The 22907-nt window shown below is 65.1% G+C and carries 15 protein-coding genes; 9 read left to right on the forward strand and 6 right to left on the reverse strand.

Going from position 1 to position 22907, the window contains the following annotated elements; all coding sequences use genetic code 11:
* Positions 1-77: 77 nt before the first annotated feature.
* On the reverse strand, positions 78-1244 hold the full coding sequence (locus HMPREF2537_RS04480; protein WP_070525877.1) for an acyltransferase family protein: 1167 nt from the start codon (positions 1242-1244) through the stop codon (positions 78-80).
* 53 nt (positions 1245-1297) lie between these two features.
* On the opposite strand from HMPREF2537_RS04480, the gene HMPREF2537_RS04485 reads away from it, so the two are divergent.
* Entirely contained in the window at positions 1298-2272 is a 975-nt protein-coding gene (locus tag HMPREF2537_RS04485; RefSeq protein WP_070525879.1) for a PorA family protein, read from the forward strand.
* Between the two features lie 12 nt (positions 2273-2284).
* Complete coding sequence (locus HMPREF2537_RS04490) at positions 2285-3763, forward strand: MmpA family trehalose lipid delivery protein (protein ID WP_083298968.1); 1479 nt, start codon at positions 2285-2287, stop codon at positions 3761-3763.
* Here HMPREF2537_RS04490 and HMPREF2537_RS04495 read toward each other — a convergent pair.
* Positions 3687-4778 carry a glycosyltransferase family 4 protein gene (locus HMPREF2537_RS04495; protein ID WP_070525883.1) on the reverse strand — a complete coding sequence of 364 codons (1092 nt, stop codon included), beginning with the start codon at positions 4776-4778 and terminating at the stop codon, positions 3687-3689. The genes HMPREF2537_RS04490 and HMPREF2537_RS04495 overlap by 77 nt on opposite strands.
* A gap of 24 nt (positions 4779-4802) precedes the next feature.
* On the opposite strand from HMPREF2537_RS04495, the gene HMPREF2537_RS04500 reads away from it, so the two are divergent.
* Positions 4803-5558: a class I SAM-dependent methyltransferase gene (locus HMPREF2537_RS04500; protein WP_070525885.1), complete on the forward strand. Its 756-nt coding sequence runs from the start codon at positions 4803-4805 to the stop codon at positions 5556-5558.
* A gap of 54 nt (positions 5559-5612) precedes the next feature.
* On the opposite strand, the gene HMPREF2537_RS04505 is transcribed toward HMPREF2537_RS04500, so the two are convergent.
* Complete coding sequence (locus HMPREF2537_RS04505) at positions 5613-7433, reverse strand: phosphoenolpyruvate carboxykinase (GTP) (protein ID WP_070525887.1); 1821 nt, start codon at positions 7431-7433, stop codon at positions 5613-5615.
* Positions 7434-7791: 358 nt separating this feature from the next.
* Between HMPREF2537_RS04505 and trmB the strand changes: the two genes are divergently transcribed.
* The 6 genes from trmB (at position 7792) to HMPREF2537_RS04540 (ending at position 14106) form a co-directional block, all read left to right on the forward strand.
* Positions 7792-8565, forward strand: coding sequence for a tRNA (guanosine(46)-N7)-methyltransferase TrmB (gene trmB / locus HMPREF2537_RS04515; protein ID WP_070525890.1), 774 nt, complete (start codon positions 7792-7794; stop codon positions 8563-8565).
* On the forward strand, positions 8565-9176 hold the full coding sequence (locus HMPREF2537_RS04520) for an NYN domain-containing protein (RefSeq protein WP_070525892.1): 612 nt from the start codon (positions 8565-8567) through the stop codon (positions 9174-9176). Before trmB ends, HMPREF2537_RS04520 begins: the two co-directional genes overlap by 1 nt.
* A 7-nt stretch (positions 9177-9183) precedes the next feature.
* Complete coding sequence (locus tag HMPREF2537_RS04525) at positions 9184-11610, forward strand: MMPL family transporter (RefSeq protein ID WP_070525894.1); 2427 nt, start codon at positions 9184-9186, stop codon at positions 11608-11610.
* Positions 11607-12617, forward strand: a complete 1011-nt coding sequence (locus HMPREF2537_RS04530) for a lysylphosphatidylglycerol synthase transmembrane domain-containing protein (protein ID WP_070525897.1) — start codon at positions 11607-11609, stop codon at positions 12615-12617. The genes HMPREF2537_RS04525 and HMPREF2537_RS04530 overlap by 4 nt, the downstream gene beginning before the upstream one ends.
* Entirely contained in the window at positions 12618-12965 is a 348-nt protein-coding gene (locus HMPREF2537_RS04535) for a DUF3054 domain-containing protein (protein WP_046647585.1), read from the forward strand.
* Positions 12966-13092: 127 nt separating this feature from the next.
* Positions 13093-14106, forward strand: a complete 1014-nt coding sequence (locus HMPREF2537_RS04540; protein WP_046647586.1) for an HNH endonuclease signature motif containing protein — start codon at positions 13093-13095, stop codon at positions 14104-14106.
* 270 nt (positions 14107-14376) lie between these two features.
* Here HMPREF2537_RS04540 and HMPREF2537_RS04545 read toward each other — a convergent pair whose 3' ends face one another.
* The 3 genes from HMPREF2537_RS04545 to HMPREF2537_RS04555 all read right to left on the reverse strand — a co-directional run bounded on the left by HMPREF2537_RS04545 (position 14377) and on the right by HMPREF2537_RS04555 (position 22771).
* The gene (locus HMPREF2537_RS04545; RefSeq protein ID WP_144014317.1) at positions 14377-15924 is read right to left on the reverse strand and encodes an acyl-CoA carboxylase subunit beta; all 1548 of its coding nucleotides are present in this window, start codon (positions 15922-15924) and stop codon (positions 14377-14379) included.
* Positions 15921-20702 (reverse strand): type I polyketide synthase, encoded by a 4782-nt coding sequence (locus HMPREF2537_RS04550; protein ID WP_070525901.1) that lies wholly within the window; start codon positions 20700-20702, stop codon positions 15921-15923. Before HMPREF2537_RS04550 ends, HMPREF2537_RS04545 begins: the two co-directional genes overlap by 4 nt.
* 209 nt (positions 20703-20911) lie before the next feature.
* Entirely contained in the window at positions 20912-22771 is a 1860-nt protein-coding gene (locus HMPREF2537_RS04555; protein ID WP_046647590.1) for a FadD32-like long-chain-fatty-acid--AMP ligase, read from the reverse strand.
* Between the last annotated feature and the right edge of the window lie 136 nt (positions 22772-22907).

A 22907-nucleotide genomic window follows, 5' to 3' on the forward strand; every position in this document is an offset into this window, starting at 1 on the left:
GGTGTAAAAGGTTTGTTTGGGGTCAAGTAAACCGTTTGACTAATGCCTTCTGGAAAATGCCATGAGTGAAGTGCCATCTACGGCCCCGCCGAGCCAGCAGAACCAATAAAACCAGCGGCGTTGGCAAGGGATCCTGAACCGCCAGAGCTCGCGGAATCGGCGGCGAGGCGCGGCAGCGAACGCGGAATGGTGATGCGGCCGCGAGCGAAGGAACGGATGAGGTCGCGGCCGGGGACCTCGACAAGCGCGTAGGTCGCAGCAGAAAGCACACAGCTAACCACCACCGTGAAGACCAGCACCACCGCGAAATCCCCGGCAGAGCCGGAGAAGGCAGACACGCCCAACAGCGGGAAGGCAATGGCCAGCACCGCTACGTGCCACATGAAAACACCATAAGACCAGCGGCCCAGCGCTCGCATCACCTCGGAAGAAAGCCAGCTTTCCCGCGGGGCCAGCGCCACCGGCACCACGATGCACGCCCCGCACACCGCCCCCGCCGCAATGCGCCGCGCAAACTCACCCGGTTCTGGATGCACCAAGCCCTGCGGGCCGAACCACTCGCGGCTGGCCAGCCACACGCAGCCCGCCGCCACCGCCCAACAGGCGGGACGCACAATCCGCCCAGCACGCAGGCGCACCTGCGCGGCCTCGGCCTCCGCGGCCAACATTCCCACCGCAAACCACGAGAAATACGCGGGCGGCCAAATCTGCGTATTGACATCGCCGGATTCATACCCGGCCACAAACGGCAGAAAACCCCAGAACAAACTCAGCACGCCAGCTCCAGCAATAAGCGCAACCCGCGGGCGCGCCGAGAGCTTATCCAACAACCACGCCAACAGCGGCAACACCGCATAGAAGGCGAACTCCACACACAGCGACCACAATTGCGTGAGCCCGGGAACCAGGCCATCGGCAATATAGAGCTGCGTACCGGTCAGGTTGGTGATGACTTGCGGGAGGGTTAAGGGGGAAGCGTCGGGAAGCAAGGCGAGCACGACCACCACACACACCAGATACAGCGGCGCCAAGCGCGCCACGCGGGAGAGCACGTACTGCCCCGCCGTGTGCACGTGCCGCCGGCGCCACAACAAGAAACCGCTGAGCACGAAGAAGACCGCCACCCCGTAATCCAGGCGCTCAGCCCAGGCCCAGCCGGTGGCCGTCTGAAAAGACACGTGCGTGACCACGACTGCCAATGCTGCCAGCGCACGCACGCCTTCGAGCTCAGGGAGAAAGCGCATGGCCCACTACGATACTATTTCTGCAGTGAATCCCTCGACCGATCGGAGCTGACGTGTTCCTTCGCTCCCGCCTAGCGCAGGTGACGATTGCCGCCGCGGTATTCCTCATACTCGGGTCCATCCTTCCGCCGCTGTACAACAACCAATCCCGCCCGCTGCCCAGGGACCTCAACCTAGAGATCCACGCGGAGCACGACGGAGCCACGTTCACCCGCCACACCACCACCGCCCCCGCGAAGAAGGATTCCGTGGCCCGCGCGCAGTCCACCGTGGACCTCACCTTCAACGGCGAGACCATCGCGCACATCACCGAGGAATCCCAGCTCAACCGCGAATCTACCTACCCGGTGGCGGGGCCGAACACGACGCAACACATCGAGCTTCCCGCCTTCGACGTGCAGGTGGAAGACCGGGTGGAGCGCGACGGCATCAGCTACTTCTTCCCCTCCGGCGCGGAGCAGCGCTCCTATCCCTTCTTCGATCCGCTCACCCAGGACACGGAGCCCATCGATTTCCTGCGCAATGAGAAGCTCGACAGCATCCCCACCTACGTCTTCCACCAGGATGTCGCGCCGGTCTCGCTCGGGGAGGTCTTCGCCTTCGCAGCCCACCGCTCCGGCCCCGCGGGCGATTTTTACTCCGCGGAGTCCTTGGAGCGCTACAACCTCAAGCCGAAATCACACGTCATCCTCGAGCCTTTCTACGCCGTGAGCCGCACGGTGTGGGTGGAGCCCACAACCGGCACCATCGTCAACGAGGAGGAGCACCCGCGCATCTTCTGGGCCACGGACGCGCGCCAGGCCCAGGCCATGGTCGATGCCGATGACACACACGAGCGTGCGCTTCTCGACGTCCCCCTCTCCTGGTCCGATTCCACCCGCACCGAACGCCTCGACTCTGTTCGCCGAGTCATCGACACGGTCAAGATCTTGAGCATTGTCAGCTGGCTGGGCAAGGCCATCGGCGTGGCGTTGTTGGCGGTGGCGGCCGCGATGTTCATGCGCCGCCATGCAGCGCAGAGCGCGTAGGCGCCCGTGGCTGTGTCCCGAGCATCCCTTGCGGTGCGCACTGCCCTCTGCGCCTGGGGCGTGGTACTCGTGCTCGCGGTGTGCTGGCCCTTCGTGCTGCCCGGCGAGTTCCTGTGGCGCGACATGGTGCTGCTTGACCGCCCAGCCCTGAGCGCCGCCGCCTTCGGCGCCGGTGACCTTCCCGCCCGCAATGCACCGCAGGACGGGGTGCTTGCCCTGCTCGGCGGGGCGTGGCTGGCCAGGGTCTTCATCCTTGCTGCCGCGAGCGCCTCGGCGTGGGTGGCGGGGCGGTGGGTGCGCGAGTCCAGCCCGTGGGCGGCAGCCGCGGCGATGGCGTGCGCGGTGGCCAATCCTTTTATCATCGAGCGCCTCCTGCAGGGCCAGTGGTCGTTGGCGGTCGCCGCCTGGCTGGCGCCCGTGATCGCGTGGGGTTGCCTCCATGCGCGCCCGCGCGTGGCGTGGTTGGCGCTGTGGGCCGCGTCCTTGACGCCCACCGGCGGCCTCTTCGGGGGGCTCATCGCGGTTGTCTGTGAGCGCGAAGGGCGAAGAAGATGGCTCTTCGCGGGCGGCTCAGTCTTGCTGTGGTTGCCGTGGCTAGTTCCAAGCCTCGTGGCCGGTTCGCCTACCACCCACGGCGACCCCGCCGCCCAGGCCGCGGCCTTCGCCCCGCGCGCGGAGGCCTACGTGGGTGCGGTCGGCTCGCTGCTCGGCTTCGGCGGCATCTGGAATGCCGCAGCAGTACCGGCTTCCCGCGCGCAGGGCTTCGCCCTGGCGGGACTTGCCGTCGCCGCCCTCGCTGTCCTGGGCGCTGCCCGCCTTCCCCGGCGCGAGCTGCGCCCGCTCGCGGCCCTGGCGGTTCTCGGCATGGGTCTGGCCATCCTCGGCGCGCTGACACCCGGGCTTACTGCCTTCGCCATCGAGCACATCCCCGGTGCAGGCCTGCTGCGCGATTCCTCCAAGCTCACCTTGCTCGCCCTACCGCTGGCCGTGGCGGGTATCGCGTCCCTGCGCCAGCTTCCCGCAGCACTCGCGCTGTGCGCCTGCCTGCTGCAGGCCCCCGATGCACCGCGGGAGCTCGCCGTGTTACGCCCACGCGAAACGGGCATCGACCGCCAGCTCGTCGAAGAGCTCGACGGCCGCCTGACCTTCTTCGCCGACCGCCCAGCCATGGTGCCGCTTGACGGCGGCATTGCCCTCGACCCCTACTCCAAGGCCGCCAACAAGCTCGACTCCGGCGAGCTCATCGTCGACGGTGTGACAGTGGATGAGCCATCGCCTCGCTACCTAGCGGCCGCCGATGCCTGGAACAACCGCGACCTCGACCGGATGGAGGAGCTCGGTGTGGGCGCGGTCGTCGAGGACGGCCGCATCGTCGCCACCACCAACGCACAACCGGCACCCGCCCCGTGGGGGCTTAGCGCCGCCTGGTGCGCACTTCCGCTTCTAGCAACTCTTCGAAGCGCGCACCGGTTTTCTCCCACGAAAAAGTAGCCGCCAACTCGCGTGCCGCGTTGCCTAAACGGTGGCGGAGGGAGGGGTCGTCGACAAGCATGCGCACCGCCGGCGCGAACTCCTCCTCGCGCCGCACCAGCACACCGGTCTTGCCGTCGATAACACTGTCTTGCAGGCCAAATGCATAACCTACCGTGGGCACCCCATGTTGGGCCGCCTCCATGACTGCCAAACCCCAGCCTTCTTTTCGAGACGGCATGAGGTGGACATCAGCGCGCGCGAGCAGCGCATGCTTATAATCCTCCGTCACCTGACCGCGGAAGCGCACGCGCTCCTCCACCCCGTGGGCGCGCGCATACTCGCGCAGGTGGGATTCCCACCAGCCGGAACCGATGACGTCGAGAAGCGCGCCCGGAATCCGCGCCACGGTGTCCATGGCATGCTCAATTTGCTTGTGCGGCACGAGGCGCGACAGCGTCACCAGGTGGATATCGGCCTCGCGCTCCAAGGTGGGCACGTGTGACGGCAGGGGGTCCACGCCGTTCTCAATGATGTGCGCGCCGTGAATCCCCAGCTTCTCCAGGTCGCGCTTCGAAGCCTCCGAGACCGTCACCCACGTGTTCTCACGGTAGATCCTTGGCACCACGCAGGATTCCAGGAACCACCCCAGCCGCGCCAGCACGGGCCCGGCCACCGGCCACTGCTCGCGGTGACAGTGATGCGTCAGGATGACCACGGGCGCGCGAGTGGCCAGGCGCGCGAAGAAGGGAATGCCGTTGTGGGTATCCACCACGACATCAGCGCCGCGCAAAGCGCGGCGCCCCAATAAAATCGACAACAGCGCGCGCGGATACACGCTGAACTTGGCCCCTGCGCGCGAGTAGAGCACGCCGTTGCGGCGCTCGCGCTTGGCGGCGTTCATGTGGCGCGCGGTGCGGAAGACCACCTCGTGGCCCTGGGCAGCGAGGTAGTGCCCGACGCGCTCGAGGTAGCGCTCGGAGCCGCCACCCTGCGGGTGGGTGGAATCGCGCCAGCACAAAAGAAGGATTTTCATGTCGAGGAACTAGCCTAGTGGGTTATGAAACGCACCCGTAGCTTGGCCACACTGCGCCGCTCCTGGCGGCTGCTGCGCTCCTTCCGTTTTGAGCAGACAGCACCCGCGATCTTTTATGGGGGGCTGGCTGAGGACACCGCCGCGCTTGTCGACGCCCTCTCCCGCGACCAGTCTTTGTCCCTCACCGGCGCGCGCGTGCTCGACGTCGGGGGAGGGCCCGGCTATTTCGCGTCGGCCTTTGCCCAGCGCGGGGCCAGCTATGTGGGGCTGGAGCCGGACGTGGGCGAGATGTCCGCCGCCGGCATCGAGGTGGCCCAGGCTGTGCGCGGCGATGGCACGCGCCTGCCTTTCGCGGATGACACCTTCGACATCACGTATTCCTCCAACGTGGCCGAGCACATCCCCAATCCGTGGGACATGGGCGAGGAGATGCTGCGCGTAACCAAGCCCGGCGGGCTGGTGATCGTGAGCTACACGGTGTGGCTGGGACCCTTCGGCGGGCACGAAACCGGCCTGTGGGAGCACTACGTGGGCGGCGAGTTCGCCCGCGACCGCTACACCCGCCGCCACGGCCACCCACCGAAGAACGTCTTCGGCACCTCGCTCTTTGCGCTCTCCGCCCGCGAGGGCTTGGACTGGGCGCGACGTGAATCGTCGCGTGGTTCGGAGCTCGTCGCAGCTTTCCCGCGCTACCACCCGTGGTGGGCCTGGTGGGTGCTCAAGGTGCCGGTGCTGCGCGAGTTCCTCACCTCTAACCTGGTCCTCGTCCTGCGCGCTTAATCCCCGAAAACGCCGAATGCTCCCCCGCAGGGGAGCATTCTTTAGATGCGAAGACTAGGAGGCAGACTCAACGCGCTCCTTGAGGGCGGAGAACTGGTCCCACACCTCAGACGGAACGCGGGAGCCCAGGAAGGTCAGGTACTCCTTGTTGTCTTCCATGTCGCCAGCCCAATCGGCCGGGTTCACGGCAAGCGCCTCGCGGACGTCCTCGATGTCGAAGTCCAAGCCGGTGAGGTCGATATCCTCTGGGCGGGCGGTGTGGCCCACGACGGTCTCAACGGCGTCGACGTTGCCCTCGATGCGGTCCACGATCCACTTAAGAACGCGGGAGTTCTCGCCGAAGCCCGGCCACAGGAAGCGGCGGTCCTCACCGCGGCGGAACCAGTTCACCAGGAAGATGGCCGGCATGCGGTCGCCGCCCTTTTCGCCCATATCGATCCAGTGCTGCAGGTAGTCACCGGCGTTGTAGCCCATGAACGGCAGCATGGCCATCGGGTCGTGACGCAGGGCGCCGACTTTGCCCTCAGCGGCAGCGGTCTGGCCAGAGGAGAGCAGGGCGCCGATCATGGTGCCGTGGTTCCAGTCGAAGGCCTGGGTCACCAGCGGGACGGTATCCGCGCGGCGGCCACCGAAGAGGATGGCGTCAATCTTGACGCCCTTCCAGTCATCAAACTCCGGAGCAGCAGACGGGCACTGCGTAATCGGCACGCAGTAGCGGGAGTTCGGGTGCGCCGCCTTGGTGGTGGAAGCCGGGGTCCAATCGTTGCCGCGCCAATCGATGAGGTGCTCCGGGGCCTCGCCCATTTCCTCCCACCAGACATCGCCGTCGTCGGTCAGCGCGACGTTGGTGAACAGGGTGTTGCCCGGCTCCATCGTCTTCATGGCAATCGGGTTGGAGTCGTAGTTGGTGCCCGGCGCCACACCGAAGAAGCCGTTCTCCGGGTTGACTGCGTACAGGCCGTCCTCGCGCAGCTTCATCCAGGCGATGTCATCGCCCACAACCTCAGCCTTCCAGCCCGGGATGGTCGGGGCGATCATGGCCAGGTTGGTCTTACCGCAGGCAGACGGGAAGGCGGCCGCGATGTGGTACTTCTTACCCTCCGGGTTGGTGAGCTTGAGGATGAGCATGTGCTCTGCCATCCAGCCCTCTTCCTTCGCCATGACGGAAGCGATACGCAGCGCGTAGCACTTCTTGGCCAGGATGGCATTGCCGCCGTAGCCGGAGCCGTAGGACCAAATCTCCTTGGTCGCCGGGAACTGCGTGATGTACTTCTTCTCGTTGCACGGCCACGCGACATCCTCCTGGCCCGGCTCCAGCGGAGCACCAACGGAGTGCAGGGCGTGGACAAAATCGCCGTTCTCACCAATCTTGTCCAGAGCCTGCTGACCCATGCGGGTCATGATGCGCATGGAGAGCACGACATAAGCGGAATCAGTAAGCTGCACGCCGAGCTTCGGGTCCGGGTCGCTGATGGGGCCCATGCAGAAAGGCACCACATACATGGTGCGGCCCTTCATGGAGCCACGGAAGGCCTCGGTCATCTCTTCCTTCATGGCTGCCGGCGGGGCCCAGTTATTGGTCGGGCCGGCGTCCTCGGCGGTCTCGGTGCAGATGAAGGTGCGGGACTCCACGCGCGCGACATCCGACGGGTTCGAGCGCGCCAGGTAGGAGTTCGGGCGCTTCTCCTCGTTGAGCTTAATCAGGGTGCCCTTCTCCACGAGCTCAGCGGCGAGACGGTCAGCCTCCTCCTGGGAGCCATCTACGAAGACGACCTCTTCCGGCTGGAAGAGCTCGACGCTCTCACTGATCCACGAAATAAGCTTCTCGTTCTTCGTGGGCAGTTCACCTACAAGGCCCTTAATGGTTGCGGTCATCTCACATTCTCCTGTGGTCGGTGTGGCCAGGGTGCTTTATATCGCCGAAGGTTTCCCCTATCGACGTTTCACCAACCAGAGTACGGATACTGGCGATAACAGAATGTGTAATACAGCCCACCCCGGTTATATCCACCCTGGTTAACCCGACTAACCCAAGGACAACGAAGTGTGAAATAGGGCACGCAACCACCAAAGATACCCCCGCACAGGGGTGGATTTTCTTTGGGTTGTCCATCCCGTACGCCCGTCCCGCTACCCCCACGGCGTCCTGTGTGGCCTCCACCTGGACGCCCCTCCGCCCTCCACGGCGCGGCACGTTGCCCCTCACCCCTGCTTAAGGGAACAATGTCAACTGATGAATAGTGCAGACTCCTCCCAGAATCCCGCCGCGCAGATGCCTCATGGCCGCGGCCTCCAGACGGATTTCAACGCCGAGTTCAACAATGATTTGGACTACCCACGCCTCGGCAACGTGACCTTCCGTCGCGGCACCCTCACTGACAACCAGAACGCCCTCTTCGAGGAGCACTGGCCTCAGTTGGGACGCCTGCTTGCCGACGAACCCCTCGACATCCCCGCCTGGTTCGGCCGCGAGGGGGCGAAGACCATCGTCGAGATCGGCTCCGGCACCGGTACCTCCACGGCTGCAATGGCCCCGTTGGAAAAGGACACCAACATAGTTGCCGTCGAGCTCTACAAGCCGGGCCTGGCCAAGCTGCTGGGCTGCATCGTCCGCAACGATATTGAGAACATCCGCATGGTCCGCGGCGATGGCATCGAAGTTCTCATGCGCATGTTCGCGCCCGAGTCCCTCGACGGCATCCGCATCTTCTTCCCGGACCCGTGGCCCAAGGCCCGCCACCACAAGCGCCGCATCATCCAATCCGGCACGCTCAACCTCTTCGCTTCCCGCCTCAAGCCGGGCGGCGTGCTCCACGTGGCCACCGACCACGCCGGCTACGCCGAGTGGATTAACGAGCTCGTCGAGGTCGAGCCTTCCCTCGACTACAAGGGCTGGCCCTGGCCGGAGTGCCCCATCCTCACCGACCGCCAGGTCATCACCAAGTTTGAGGGCAAAGGCCTGGATAAGGAACACGTCATCACCGAGTACCTGTGGGAGAAGAAGTAATGGCCGGAACCTACCTTCTGGTGTGGGACGCACCCAACATGGACATGGGGCTCGGCGCCATCCTCGGGGGGCGCCCCACCGCCGCCTACCGCCCGCGTTTCGACGCCATCGGCCGCTGGCTGGTGGACCTGGCCTTCGATAACGACGCCACCCCTGAGGCCGCCGTTTTCACCAACGTCAGCCCCGGCGGCGCCGACGTCATCCGCCCCTGGGTCGAGGCTATCCGCAACGTCGGCTTCGCCGTGTTTGCCAAGCCAAAGCTCCACGAGGACGATGATGTCGACCCCGACATGGTCGAATACATCAAGGCCAACCGCGAGAACCTCTCCGGTGTCATCGTGGCTTCTGCCGACGGCCAGAACTTCCAGCACCTGCTTGAGCAGCTCTCCGCTTCCGGCCTGCCCACCTGCGTGCTTGGATTCCACGAGCACACCTCCTGGGCGCTGACCCATCCCGATATCGAGTTCGTCGACCTCGAAGACATCGAGGGTGTCTTCCGCGAACCGCTGCCGCGCGTGAACCTGGACAACCTGCCTCCAGGCGGCGCCTGGCTGCAGCCTTTCCGCCCGCTGTCCGCGCTGCTTCCGGAGCGCGCGCCCGAGCACAGTTAGGAGCCGCATGTTTTATTCTTGGGGCCGCTTCTCCTATGCCCACCGCAAGGTCATCCCGCTCATCATCGTGGGTCTCATCCTCGGCCTCTTCTTCGGCTTCGGCACGCGCCTCGAGGAGCGCATGAGTCAGGAAGGCTGGGAGGACCCGGGGGCGGCGTCGACAAGCGCTGCACAGATCGAGCTCGAGACGTTCGGCCGCGATAATTCCGGCGACGTCATCCTGCTTTTCGACGACCCCGAAACCCACGCCGCCGAGGCCAAGGCCTTCCTCGACGAGCTCCAGACCCAGTATCCGGAGCAGATCGACTCCGTCACCAGCTACTTTGATAAGCGCAACCCGAACCTCATCACGCAGGACCACTCCACGGCCTTCGCGGCCATCGGGCTGAAGGGTGACGGCGAGCAGACGCTCAAAGACTTCCGCGCCATCGAGGATTCCCTGCACTCCAGCGGGCTGCCCGTGCAGGTAGCGGGTGCCACCGCGGTGGCTGACGCGCTGGATGAAGGCATGGCCAAGGACATCTCCCGCGCGGAGAAGGCCGCTCTGCCGCTCGTCGGGCTGCTGCTGCTGATCGTCTTCGGCTCCGTCGTCGCGGCCTTCATGCCGCTCGTCGTGGGCGGCCTGTCCATCTTGGGCTCGCTGGGCATCCTCTCGATCCTGGCTGGCTTCCAGCAGGTCAACGTGTTTGCACAGGCCGTCGTCACGCTGCTGGGCTTGGGCCTGGCCATTGACTACGGCCTGTTCATGGTCTCCCGCTTCCGCGAGGAGCTGGACAAGGGCCGCGATACCAAGGAGGCCGTGGCGATCACCACCGCCACCGCCGGCCAGACCGTGGTCTTCTCCGCCGCGATGGTGGCCGTATCCCTCTCTGGACTTTTCCTCTTCCCGCAGGCCTTCCTCAAATCCGTGGCCTATGGCTCCATCTCCGCGGTGGGCCTCGCCGCACTCCTGTCGGTGACGGTGCTGCCCTCGCTATTTGGCATGCTGGGCCCCAACATCGACAAGTGGACCGTGCGCAAGACTTCGCGCCGCGGGCGCCGCATCGAAGACACCTGGTGGTACCGGATGCCGCGCTGGGCCATGGGCCGCGCGGGGCTAATGACCACCGCCATCTGTGCGCTGCTCATCGCGCTGACCCTGCCGGTGCTGGGCGTGAAATTCGGCGGTATCAACGAGACCTACCTGCCACCCAACCAGGACGCGCGCGTGGCGCAGGACCAGTTCAACGAGCAATTCCCGTCCTTCCGCACCGAGCCGGTCAAGCTGGTGGTGAAGAATGCGACGAATGAGCAGCTTGTGGACGTCGTCATGCAGGCCCGCTCCATCCAGGGGCTTACCGAGCCGATGGGCCCGAAGACCGCGACCGTCGACGGCACCACCGTCCTCGGCGCCGGTATTCAGGACCGCGAGGACTACGCGCGGATCGTCCACGAGCTGGAGAACATTGAGGCACCGGAGGGCGTGGAGCTCTACGTCGGCGGCACCCCGGCCATGGAGGTCGAATCCCTCGACGCGCTCTTCGACACGCTGCCCTGGATGGCCCTCTACGTGGTGCTAGCCACCTTCATCCTCATGGCGCTGGTCTTCGGCAGCTTCATCCTGCCGCTGAAGGCCATCATCATGACGCTGCTCTCCCTAGGTGCCACGCTGGGTATCTTGACGCTCATGTTCGTCGATGGCCTCGGTTCCGACCTGCTCAACTTCACCGCCGGCCCGCTCATGAGCCCGATTTTGGTGCTCATCATCGCCATCGTCTTTGGTCTGTCCACGGACTACGAGGTCTTCCTGGTCTCGCGCATGGTCGAGGCCCGCCGCCGCGGCGCTTCCACGGACGAGGCCATCGCCGCGGGTACCGCGCACACGGGCGGCATCATCACGGCAGCCGCGCTCATCATGATTGTGGTGGCGGGGGCCTTCGGTTTCTCCGACATCGTGATGATGAAGTACATCGCCTTCGGCATGATTTTTGCACTGCTTATCGACGCCACCATCGTCCGCATGCTCCTCGTCCCCGCCGTCATGCACCTGCTGCGCGAGGACAACTGGTGGGCACCGCGCTTCCTCACACGCCTGACCCATCGCCTCGGCGGCGAGAACGCTCCGGTTGCCGAACCGGCCCTGTCCACCGCATCCGCTGCTGAGCCGACGCCCAGCGCCCCAGTGCTGAACAACGAAGAGGCCGCACCGACTGAACAGGCTGCGCCGTCCCCCGCCGTTACTACCGAGCGGGACGAGCCGCGTTCTTCGACTGGGTCCACCGAGCAGGCCGACGCGCCCCATTCTCCCGTGACTCCGGCAGAACAGGTTGAGGAGGCGTCGCCAAGCACGGCGAACGAAGCCGCCGTACGCGGGGACCGCAGCGCCGATACTGACGAGGAGCTCATCCCCTTCTCCGAGCTGGTCAAGCGCCTCAATTCCACGGATGGTCGATGAAGAAGAACTGGCTGACCTGGATAATCTCCCTGCTGATTCTGGCCGCGCTGGCGTGGTTCTTCCGCGACCAACTGGACTTCATCTCCGAGGGGCTACAACGCCTGCGCCACGCCGAACCTTTCCCCGTGGTGCTGGTGGTGTTCTTCGCGCTGCTGTCCATCGCGGGCATGGCGGAGGTGATGAAGCGGCTCATCGGCGCGGGCGGCGTCAAGGTGCCGCTGCGCGAGACCTACGCCATCACGCTGGCCTCCAATGCGTGGTCCACGACTCTGCCGGCGGGCCCCGCCTTTTCGGCTTTGCTCACCTTCCAGGTGCAGCGCCGCTGGGGTGCGTCCGTGGCGCTGTGCAGCTACTTCCTGTTTTTATCCTCGATCATTAGCTCGATGTTCCTCGCGCTCATTGGCTTGGGCGGGGTATTTTTCCTCAACGCGGATATGGCTCTGGGATCGCTGATCACCACGGTTGTCCTCATGCTCGCGGCGCTCGGGGGCATCTTCTGGCTGACCTCGCACCCGGTGACCCTTGAGCGCTGGCTGCGCAAGCTGCGGCCCGGCCCGAAGCGGGACCGTGCGATTCAAGAGGTGCGCAACTTGGGCGAGGTCCACCTTTCGCGTGGCCCCTTTGCTGTGGTTGCTGGGACGTCGCTGGTTCACCGCCTGGCCGATATGGCAGCGCTGTGGGCCTCCGTGTGGGCGGTGACCGGGGAGATTCCGTGGCTGCGCGCCGGTGCCGATGACACCACCCTGGCCGGTGTGGCCCTGGCCTTCCTCGCCGCGAAGCTGGCTGGCTCCGCACAGGTCACCCCGGGTGGTGTCGGCACGGTGGAGGCCGCGCTCATCACCCCGCTGGTGGCCACGGGCCTGACCGTGGTGCACGCCACCTCCGCCGCCATCATCTACCGGCTTATTTCCTTTGCGCTCATCACTATCATTGGATGGGTCATCTACTTCGCCCATTACGCCCGCGATGGCTTCTCTTACGCGGCGTTGAACCGGAAGGAATCCTAAATGCGCGTTGCCCCGCTTATCGACGTCCTCGCTCTCGCCCTCTTCGCCATCTTCGCCCGCCTGGCGCACGGGGGTCTGAGTTTTAGCTCCTGGGTTGATGCCTTCTGGCCGTGGACCGTGGGCGCGTTGGTTGGCTGGGTCATCATCATGGCGGCGAAGCTGAGCGGCCTGTGGAAGGAGGGCGTCGTCGTGTGGCTGAGCGCCATCATTGGCGGCATGGCCCTGTGGATGCTGGTCAACGGCCGCCTACCGCACTGGTCCTTCCTCATCGTGGCCACCGTGATGTCCGCGCTGTTCTTCTTTGGCTGGCGGGCCATCGCGGCCTTTGCTTCCCGCTCCCGCGCCTAGAATCTTTGCCATAGTCGGCTACCCGTCGACCTACTTTCACCCCTTTACGCCCTTGCAAATGAGCGTTTGAGCTGGGAGTTTAGCGTTCCGGTTGCGGGTCGGTTCGGGCCGGTTTAGTGTGTGTGGCATGAAGTTGGGGGACTTACTCGGGGTACTCGCTCGCGGCATGCACGTCGTGTCCTTGTGCGCTGGCCACACCCGTGAGGAGATGATGGCGCTGGGTGCGACGCCGCGCGTGGCGCGGCAGCTCGAGGGACTCCACCGCGTGTATTTTGGCCAGACTGCTTTCAGCGCCAAGCAGCGCCGCGCCCGGGAGACCGACCATGCGCTGGATACGCTGCTGCAGATTGAACGACACGTCGCGCGCGTCAAGAATTCGCGCCAGGCTTGGGACCTACGAGTGGAATTGTGCGCTACTCCGGAGAGTGAGATTGCGGACGTGGCGAAGCGCAGGCTCGCGGAGCTCACTCCCGAGCCCACTCCTGGCGTCCGCGTGCGACGCAGCACGGGCGGCATGCACAAGCTCATCATCACGGATCGCCCGCGCGCGATTGCCAATTTAGTGGGTACGCTCAAAGCCACATCAGAGGACCTGCTCAAGGCAGTCCACGAGGTCTTTTCCGGCAGTGGCGCGCCGAAGCCGGCATTGCATGCGCACGTCATTGTGCGTCTTGAGCAGCTGGACAAGATTGTGCGGGGCGAGGGCGATGACATCCTTCTGCAGGCAACCGACGGCGGCACGATGACGGGCGCGGAGTTCCTCCGCACGACGTTTGCCGAGCGCGGCTTCGTCTCCCTCTTTCACCCGGTGGAAGGGCCGGTCAATGTGTATTACGGCAGCCGCTTCGCCAACGATAAACAGCGGCTCCTGCTCTGCGCAGAGCATCCGACGTGCGCCTGGCTCGGCTGCACAAGACCGGCCGCGGAATGCCAGATGCACCACATCAGAAGGTGGCAGGATGGCGGGCCGACGAACCTCGACAATCTCGTGCCGTTATGTAAGTACCACAACGCCATCAATGACGATGACCCCGCCCGCCCCACGTATCGCGGACGCATCGATCGCATCGAGGGACGCATGGCGTGGCTGCCTCCCGACGGTAGACCGCCAGTCCCCCTCCCCAGCCCGGTCTGGGATTAAAAAAAGCCCCTCCGCAAGGAGGGGCTAGAAGCGCTGGCTTACTTCGAGCTCAGTGCGCCAACGTTCACGCCGGCCTGGTTGAGAAGCATGATGACGAGGTTGATGATGTCACCGCTGAGGTCAAGAACGCTAGAGAGCATTGGGTTTCTCCTTTGATTGAATTCCTAGTCTTTAGGCTTATCGGATAAAACAGGCTCACATGTTACGCCGAGACACAAAATTCAGCGCGATCCGCAGGCCTTCTTCGCCCGCCGCCAGGTTTAAACGACGCTAGAGCGGGGAGATGGTGTGCTTCTTGGGCAGGTCCTTCTCCTGCTTATCGGCAAGCTGGCGCAGCGCGCGGCGCAGGGCCAAGCGCGACTCGGAGGGCTTAATCATGCCATCGAGGTAACCGCGCTCCGCGGCGACATAGGGCGCGGTCATGGTCTCGTCGTAGAAGTCCATGAACATCTTCTTCGTCATGGCGCGCTGCTCCGGGGTCTCGGCAGCCTCGAGCTGCTTGCCTGCAATCATGACCACGGCGGCGGCCGAGCCCATCACTGCAATCTGGGCCGTCGGCCACGCCAGGTTGATGTCACCCGTCAGGTTCTTCGAACCCATCACGGCATACGCGCCGCCATAAGCCTTGCGCACAATGAGCGAGACCTTCGGCACGGTGGCCTCGACCACCGCAAACGCGAACTTCGCGCCGCGGTGAATCAAGCCCGCCTTCTCCTGGTCCACGCCCGGCAGGTAACCCGGCGTATCCACCACGAAGACCAGCGGGATGTTGTAGGCATCGCAAATACGGATAAAGCGCGCGCCCTTATCGGCGGCATCCGCATCGATACAGCCCGCTGAATGCATCGGGTTATTGGCCACAAAACCCACGGCCTTGCCATCAATACGGCCAAAGGCGGTAATGACGTTAGGGGCGTAGTTTTCTTGGATCTCGATGAGATCGTCATCGTCGCCAAGCTGCGTGAGCAGGTCCATCATGTCGTAGCCGGCGTTCGTGTCATCCGGCATGAAGGAATCTAGCTCAGTGTCTTCAGCCACCTCGTCATCAGAAGGTGCGTCGAAGACCGGGGACTCGTCGAAGCAGGTCAGTGGCAGGTGGTCGAGCAAATCGCGCACCATGTCGAAGGCCTCGTCCTCGGAGGGCACCACCACGGACACGTTGCCGTTGAGCTCCTGCTGGCGTGCGGAACCCAAGTCGTGGGAAGAGATCTCCTCGCCCGTGACCTCCTTGATCACGTTCGGGCCCGTCACGTACATCTCCGCCTCACCATCGACAGCGATGATGAAGTCCGTGGTCACCGGCGCATACACCGCGCCACCAGCGGACTTGCCCATCATGATGGAAATCTGCGGGCTGCGGCCACTAAGCGGCAGCTGGCGGCGGGCAATCTCCGAGTACATGGCCAGCGACGTCACCGCGTCCTGAATACGCGCACCGCCGGAATCCTGGATGCCGATGACCGGGCAGCCAATCTTGATGGCCAAATCCATGATGTCCGTGACCTTCTTGCCAAAGGTCACACCCACGGAACCGCCATAGACCGTCTTATCGTGCGCATAAATGCACACCGGGCGGCCATTGATGCGCCCGTGACCGGTGACCACGCCATCGGAGTAAATCGCATCCGGATCACCGGGGGTCTTGCCCAAGGCGCCGGTTTCGACGAAGGAGCCTTCGTCGAGAAGCGCGGCGATGCGTTGGCGCGGAGTCGAGCGCCCAGCCTCGTCGCGGCGCGCCCGGGAGCGCTCACTGCCGGGGTCCTGGGCGCGCTCGAGGCGCTCGCGTAGGTCCGCTAGCTTGTCAGCGGTACTAGTCACTTCCGAATCTTCTCCTCGATCCATTCCTCCATGTGCTTGCCCACGATACCGATTGCCGGCTCGTCGGGAACCGCCAGGTGGTCGCCCGGCAGCTGCACAATCTCCAGATCCTTCACGATAACGCCCCAACCGCCGTCCGGGTTAACTTCGGCATAGGCAGGCTCGAGTTCGATGGCGCCATCATGCATGCGCTCGGAGCGGAAGAGGATAACGGGCACGCTTACCGACGCCCACCTTCCCATATCCAGCGAGCCCAGAATCTGGTTGTCCACGAAGGAGGCGCGCTGGTGCTCCAGCACGCCCGCGGACAGGCCGTGTTCGGAGGCGTCGGTGGAGCTGAGGAATTCCGCGAGCATGGCCATGAGAGCGTCTTCGCCCACGGTCTCCAGCATCTCGTAGGGCGGCTCGAAGTCCAGGCCATAGGTCTTCTTGGCAAAGGCGGCGTAGCGGCCCCAGCGGGCCTTGGTCTCCTCCAGCGTCTTCGGGGCCGGATGCGCTGGCTGGGTGGTATCCAGCAGAGCGATGAAGGCGACCTCGGCAGTGTCCTCGCCGCGGGCTGCGCGCTCCTGCAGCTGGTAGGCCACCTCATAGGCCAGCGCGCCGCCGAAGGACCAGCCGCCGAGCACGACCTTGCGCCCACGCGCGTAGTGCAGGATGTCCTCGATATAGGCGGCGGCGCGATCCTCCAGGCTGCCCTCAATGCGCTCCACGCCGTAGACCGCGACATCCGCCGGCAAACGACGAGTCAGCGGCTGGTAGACCACGGTGGTGCCGCCGGCCGGGTGGAACATGAAGACGGCGGGGCCATCGGCCTCGCGCAGGACACGGATATTGCCCTCGACCTCAGTTTCCAGGCCCTCGCGGACGAGGTCCGCCAGGTTCTCCAGCGCTTCAGCTTCCTGAACCTGCTGCGCGGTGACCTCGATGCCGGCGCGCTCGGTGAGGCGCTCGGCAATCTTCTCAGCCACCTCATCGCTGACCTGCGGCAGCGCGGAGGTCACGCCGGCCGCGGCCTTGCCGGTGAAGGTGGCCCAGGTGCCGAAGACCATGCGCTCCGAGGCATCGCGCGGGGCGACGCCGACGCCCACGGTCGCTTCCTCGGCTGATTCCGCAGCGTCCTTCGCGCTCACCGCGGACGAGTCGGCGGGCGCGGAAGGTGCGTCGGCGGCTGCATCGGCCGGTGCCTGTGCGGCAGAACCGGGCTGCTCGGACACGGCCTCTTCAACCATGGTGATGACGTCGGCGAGGGAGGCGTCGCGAAGCGCCTGCACCTGCAGCGGCGGAATCTGGAAGTCATTCTCCACGCGGTTCTTGATGCGCATGCCCATGAGCGAATCCAGGCCCAGGTCAATGAGCGGCAGCTCGCGCGGGAGATCGGAGACGTCGTAGCCCATGGACTCCGACACGATGAGTGCCAAGCGCTCCTCCACGCTCTCCGTCGCCGGGTCCCAGCGCACGGCATCGGCGCCCACGTCGGGGTCCGCGAACTGCGGCGCGGTCACAGCCTGCGGCAGGCTCGGCTCCGGGGCCGCAGCGGGTTCGGCAAGGTTGAGAGTCGAGGCAAAGCCCTCCGCGACAAGCTTGGTGCTTGCTCCGTCCACGTAGTGCACCGCCAGCGACAGCCCGCCCAGCGTGCGGCGGACAATCGTGGTGACCTCGCCCTTCGCGGGCAGATCCAGGTGCTCCTCGCTTGCCGCGATGTGAGCGCCCGGGGTCACGGCCTCGGCTGCAGCCTCCAGGATGGCCAGCGCGCTCGGCGCCTGGTCGGCGTTCGTGGAGAACGCCACCGCGCCTTCCGGCAGGCTCACGCGCGCGCCCGGCAGACCAGACACACCAGAGGATGGCCGAGCGTTTGTCCAGAAACGCTGGCGACGGAAGCGGGTGTCCGGGGCGGCGACAAGCGCGCCGGAACCAAAGACCTTGGTGTAGGTCACCGGAGTTCCCGCGACGTAGAGCTTGCCCAGCAGGTCCAGCAGCGACTCGGTGGGGTCCACCTTGCGCTTCAGGCTGTAGAGCAGCTGCGCATCCGCCTTGCCCGCAGCAAAAGCGGTGGACATCAGGCCCATGAGTGCAATCGGGTTCGGGGAAATCTCAACGATCTGCATGTGGCCCGCCGCAAAGGCTGCCTCCGCCGCGTCCTGCAGGTAGACGGGCTTGCGGGTCATGCGGATCCAGTAGTCCTCATCGTGCAGCGCCGTACCGGGGCGGTAGACCTTGCCGCGGTCCACGGAGGAGAAGAGCGTCGTGTGTAGCGGACGGGTCTCGATACCAGCGATTTCCGCGTAGAGCTCACCCAGGAGCGGGTCGACGGCGGAGGTGTGGCCCGCGCCCTTGACGTTGAGCGCACGGGCGAACTTGCCCTCGCCCTCGAGGCGCTCCACCAGCGTGAGGACCTCCTCGCGCGGGCCGCCGACGGTGGTCATGCCGGGGCCGGTGTACACGGCAGGTTCGATGGAACCCGGAAGGGCGTCAATCTCCTCGGCGGAGAGCTCGACGACGGCCATGGCGCCCTGCTGATCGTCGGGAAGCGAGGCCTCGCCCTCTCCCATGAGGCGCGCGCGGTGGCAGGCGATGAGCATGGCGTCGGCCGCCGTGATTCCGCCCGCAGCATAGGCCGCGCCGATCTCACCCATGGACATGCCGATAACGCCGGCCGGGCGCACGCCGAAGGTGGCGAGCAGGTCCGTCAGCGCGATCTGGATGGCGGTGATGGCTACCTGCGCGGTTTCGGTGTTATAGGTCTGGGCGTCGTCGTGCACCAGCTCCAGAATGGACCAGCCGGATTCGCGCTGGACGATGGCGTCAAGCTCCTCCAAGCGCTCCTTGAACAGCGGCGAGATCTCGATCATGTCCTTGGCCATCTTGCGGTGCTGGGAGCCGAAACCGGAGTACATGAAGACTGGTCCGTGCACCGTCGGGGAATCCGCCGCGGCGATCCCGACGGAGACGGTCCCCTCGGAGACCTGACGCAGGCGCTTGACAGCTTCCTCGCTTGACGACGCCGTTACTACCGCACGCGAACGCCCATGGTTGCGGCGCGCGAGGGTGCGGGCCAGGGAGAGCAGGTTCGGGTTCTCCGCTTCGATGTAGTCCGCCAGGTGAGCCGCTGCCGCGGCGCGGCGGGATGGCAGCAAACCGGAGACCGGCAGGGCTACTGGCTGGCCCTCGCCGATGGCGACTTGCGGGGCATCCTGGTGGGTCAGCCCGCGGTAATCCGTAAGAACGACGTGTGCATTGGTGCCGCCGAAACCAAAGCCGGAAACACCGGCGATTTTCTGGCCGGAGTATTCAGGCCACTCGCGCGGATCCTCGACCACTTCGAGGTGCTCTGCGTCAAAATCGATATAGCGGTTGGGGCCCGCGTAGTTGATATTCGGCGGGATGACGCCGTGGCGCATGCCTTCGATGACCTTGATGAGGCCCACCACGCCGGCGGCGGACTCGGAGTGGCCGATGTTGGTCTTGGCAGAACCCAGCAGGGTCGGGTTCGCGGCCTGGCGGCCCGGGCCCAGAACGCGGCCGAGCGCGGTGGCCTCGATGGGGTCACCGAGGATGGTGCCGGTGCCGTGGGCCTCGACGTAGTCCACGTCCTGCGGGCGGATGCCGGCGTCGGCATAGGCGCGCTCGAGGACGTCGACCTGTGCCTCCGGGTTGGGGGCGGTCAGGCCGTTGGAGTGGCCGTCGGAGTTGACCGCGGTGCCCTTGATGACGGCATGGATGGTGTCGCCATCGCGCTCGGCGTCCTCGAGGCGCTTGAGCACGAGCACGCCCGCGGCATCCGCGCGGACGATGCCATCGGCATCATCGGAGAAGGCGTGGATGGCGCTGGTGGGCGAGGTAACTCCCAGTTCGCTAAAGCCGATGGAGGCGTGCGGCGAGGCCAGGATGTTCACGCCGCCGGCGAGTGCCGTATCAGCCGCACCCACGCGCAGGTCCTTAACCGCCTGATTGACCGCCACGAGGGAGGCGGAGCACGCGGTATCCACGTTGATGGAAGGGCCGCGCAGATCAAAAGCGTAGGACAAGCGGTTGGCAATGATCGCCGAGGACGTACCCGTCATGGCATAGGGGTGCATCTCCGCCGGGTCGGCGGTAATCAGCATGCCGTAGTCATTGTTGGTGGAGCCCATGTAGACACCGGTGGCGGTACCGCGCAGCTGGTTGGCGGGCACCCCGGCATCCTCGAGGGCCTCCCACGCCACCTCCAACAGAATGCGCTGCTGCGGGTCCATGTTGGCCGCCTCCAGCGGGGAGAGGCCGAAGAACTCGGCATCGAAGGAGGCGATGTCCTCGATGTAGCCGCCGTCGGTGTTTTGCTGCTCCATCTTCTCGTTGGTAATAGGGTCGGAGGAGTACTCCGACCAGCGCCCGACGGGCAGTGGACCGGTGCCCGCACGGCCCTCGACGAGCATGTTCCAGAACTCGTCGACGTTCTTGGCTCCCGGGAAACGGCCGGCATAGCCGATGACGGCGATATCGCCGCCCACGATGGCAGTCGAGCGCGGTGCCGCCGCTCCCGGCGCGCTTTCTGCCGGGGCGCCGGCTGCGCCGTTGACTAGGCGCTCAGCCAGCTGCGCAATGGTGGGGTACTCATAGGCCACCGTGGGCTCAAGTTTAATGCCGAGGAGGTTTTCTAATTCGCCGGAGAGGACTACTGCGTCACGCGAGGACAGCCCGAAATTCTCCAGCGGTTTGGTGTCCGTGATTTCCTCTGCCGACAGGCCGGTGGTCTGCGCAACCCAGGTGCGCAGCCAGCCACGAAGCTCTTCAACGGTCATAAATCTCTAGCTTTCTTACGCGGACTAAAAATATCTAACTCTGCATTCGATTTTGCGCAGCACAAAAGCGCGCACGTCGAAGCGTACATAGGGGTTATCGACCAATTATCTCACTTTGTTAACTTGGGTTTCATAACCGACATACCCACAAGCAGCGGCAACCCCCGCTCCGCGGTTGCGCGGGAACGGGGGTTTAAGCGACGTGGGCTTTAGGAAGCGAGGTAGCTCTTCTTCGCCACGCGGCGGGCAATCTTGCCCGAAGAGGTGCGCTTGATCTCATTAGCGTTGAACCACTGGATGACGGCCGGCGTCACGCCGTGGTGCGCGGAGACTGCGGAGCGGATGGCCTCAGAGGCGGCTGCATCATCGGCTGGGTTGGCACCATCGGCGCGCTCAATGAGCAGCACGAGCTCCTCGGTGCTGCCACCCTCCACAGAGAAGGCCGCGATGGAATCCGCGCGCACGTGGCCCGAGGCCTCCTGTACGGTGCCTTCGATGTCCTGCGGGTAGTGGTTACGGCCAGCCACCACGATGAGGTCCTTGAGGCGACCGGTGATGTAAAGCTGGTTATCCACGATTGCCGCCAGGTCACCGGTGGCCAACCAGTTGTTATCCTCCGGCGCGTTCGGCACGCGGGAGCCCTCCGCCAGACGCTCGCCCAGCGTGTTGTGGAAGGTCGAGGTGGTTTCCTCCGCGCGGTCCAGGTAACCGGCTGCGCGGTTATCACCGTGGAGCCAGATTTCGCCCACGCGGCCATCCGGCAGCTCGGTCTTGGTCTCCGGGTCCACGATGGTCAGGTGCTGCGCCACCACGCCCTGGCCGCAGGAGGCATAGGCCACGGAGTCCGCGGACTTCTCCACGATGACGGCCTCGCCCGCAGCCAAGCGCTCGCGGTCGAAGTGGGAAATGATCGGGCGCTCCGGGGTCTGCGGGGTAGTCACAATCAGCGAGGCCTCCGCCATGCCATAGGAGGGGCGCAGGGTCTCACGGCGCAGGCCGTATTCTTCCTTACCGAAGGTCTCCCAGAAGGAATTCACGGCGGACTCCGTGACCGGCTCCGAGCCGATCACGATGCCATCGACGTTGCTGAAGTCCAGCGTTTCACCTTCTGCCGGTGCGCCGTAGCGCGCGGCGAGCTCGAGGGCGAAGTTAGGGACCACGGCATAGGTTCCCTGCAGCTGTTCATCGATGGGCTGGCGCTTGAGCTGGTCAATCCACCGCTTGGGCTGCTGCACGAAGTCACGCGGCGTCATGATTTCCAGGTTGAGGCCCAGAATCGTCACGAAGGTTGCCAGGATGATGCCCATGTCGTGGTGCATCGGCAGCCAGGACACCACGCGCGCCGGCATCTTGATCTGCACCGCGGTGAAGATCTGCAGCACGTTGGTCATGATGTTGCGGTTGGTCAGCAGCACGCCCGCCGGGGTGCGGGTGGAACCGGAGGTGTACTGCAAGAAGGCCGGGTGATCGATCGGCGCGGTCTGCAGCGCAGCAAGAGCGGCCTTCCCCTCTTCCGTCTCCAACGGGTTCACCCAGCTCTGCGCCAGGGAATCCGGCAGAGAGTCAATCGAAATGATGCGCGGGCGCGCAGACGCTGGGCGGTCCGCGAAATAAGCCCGGTTGGCCGCAGCAGAAATGTTGTTGGTCAGCACGATCGACGGGTTTGCGTCACCAAAGACTGCCCGCAGGTGGTCGGTGTGGCCGGGCTCGTTCGGATCGTAGAGCGGAAGCGGCGTCATGCCCGCGTACATCGCGCCCAAGAAACCAAAGATGTACTCGGGAGAGTTGCCCGCCAGGATGGCCACGCGGTCCCCCATCTTGCCCACCTGCTGCAGGCGTGCTGCTACCGCCTTGATGCGGGTATTGACCTGGGAGCGGGTGATATCGCGCGGGGTGCCCTCCGGATTATCGCTAAAGACCCACTGGCGCATGACCGGGCGATCCGGGATTCCCGCCTGCTGCTCCGAGGCATAGACGTGTTCGGCGAGCCCCGCCAACGTGAGGTGAGGCGGCAGGGCAATGTTGCCCTTCTCGTCGAAGAACTGGCCGATCAAGGCTTTCAGGTCCATGTGGGAAAGCTCCTTTGTAGGGTAGAGAGGGGCACGCACCCCTACTTCACGTACTTTTGACATTGAAAATATCAGAAGAGATGTGCCGAGCGTTACATGGCGCGCGGTGAGGTGGCGTGCGGGGCCGTCGCCAAGC

Source organism: Corynebacterium sp. HMSC074E01 (assembly GCF_001808885.1).
Classification (GTDB): Bacteria; Actinomycetota; Actinomycetes; order Mycobacteriales; family Mycobacteriaceae; genus Corynebacterium.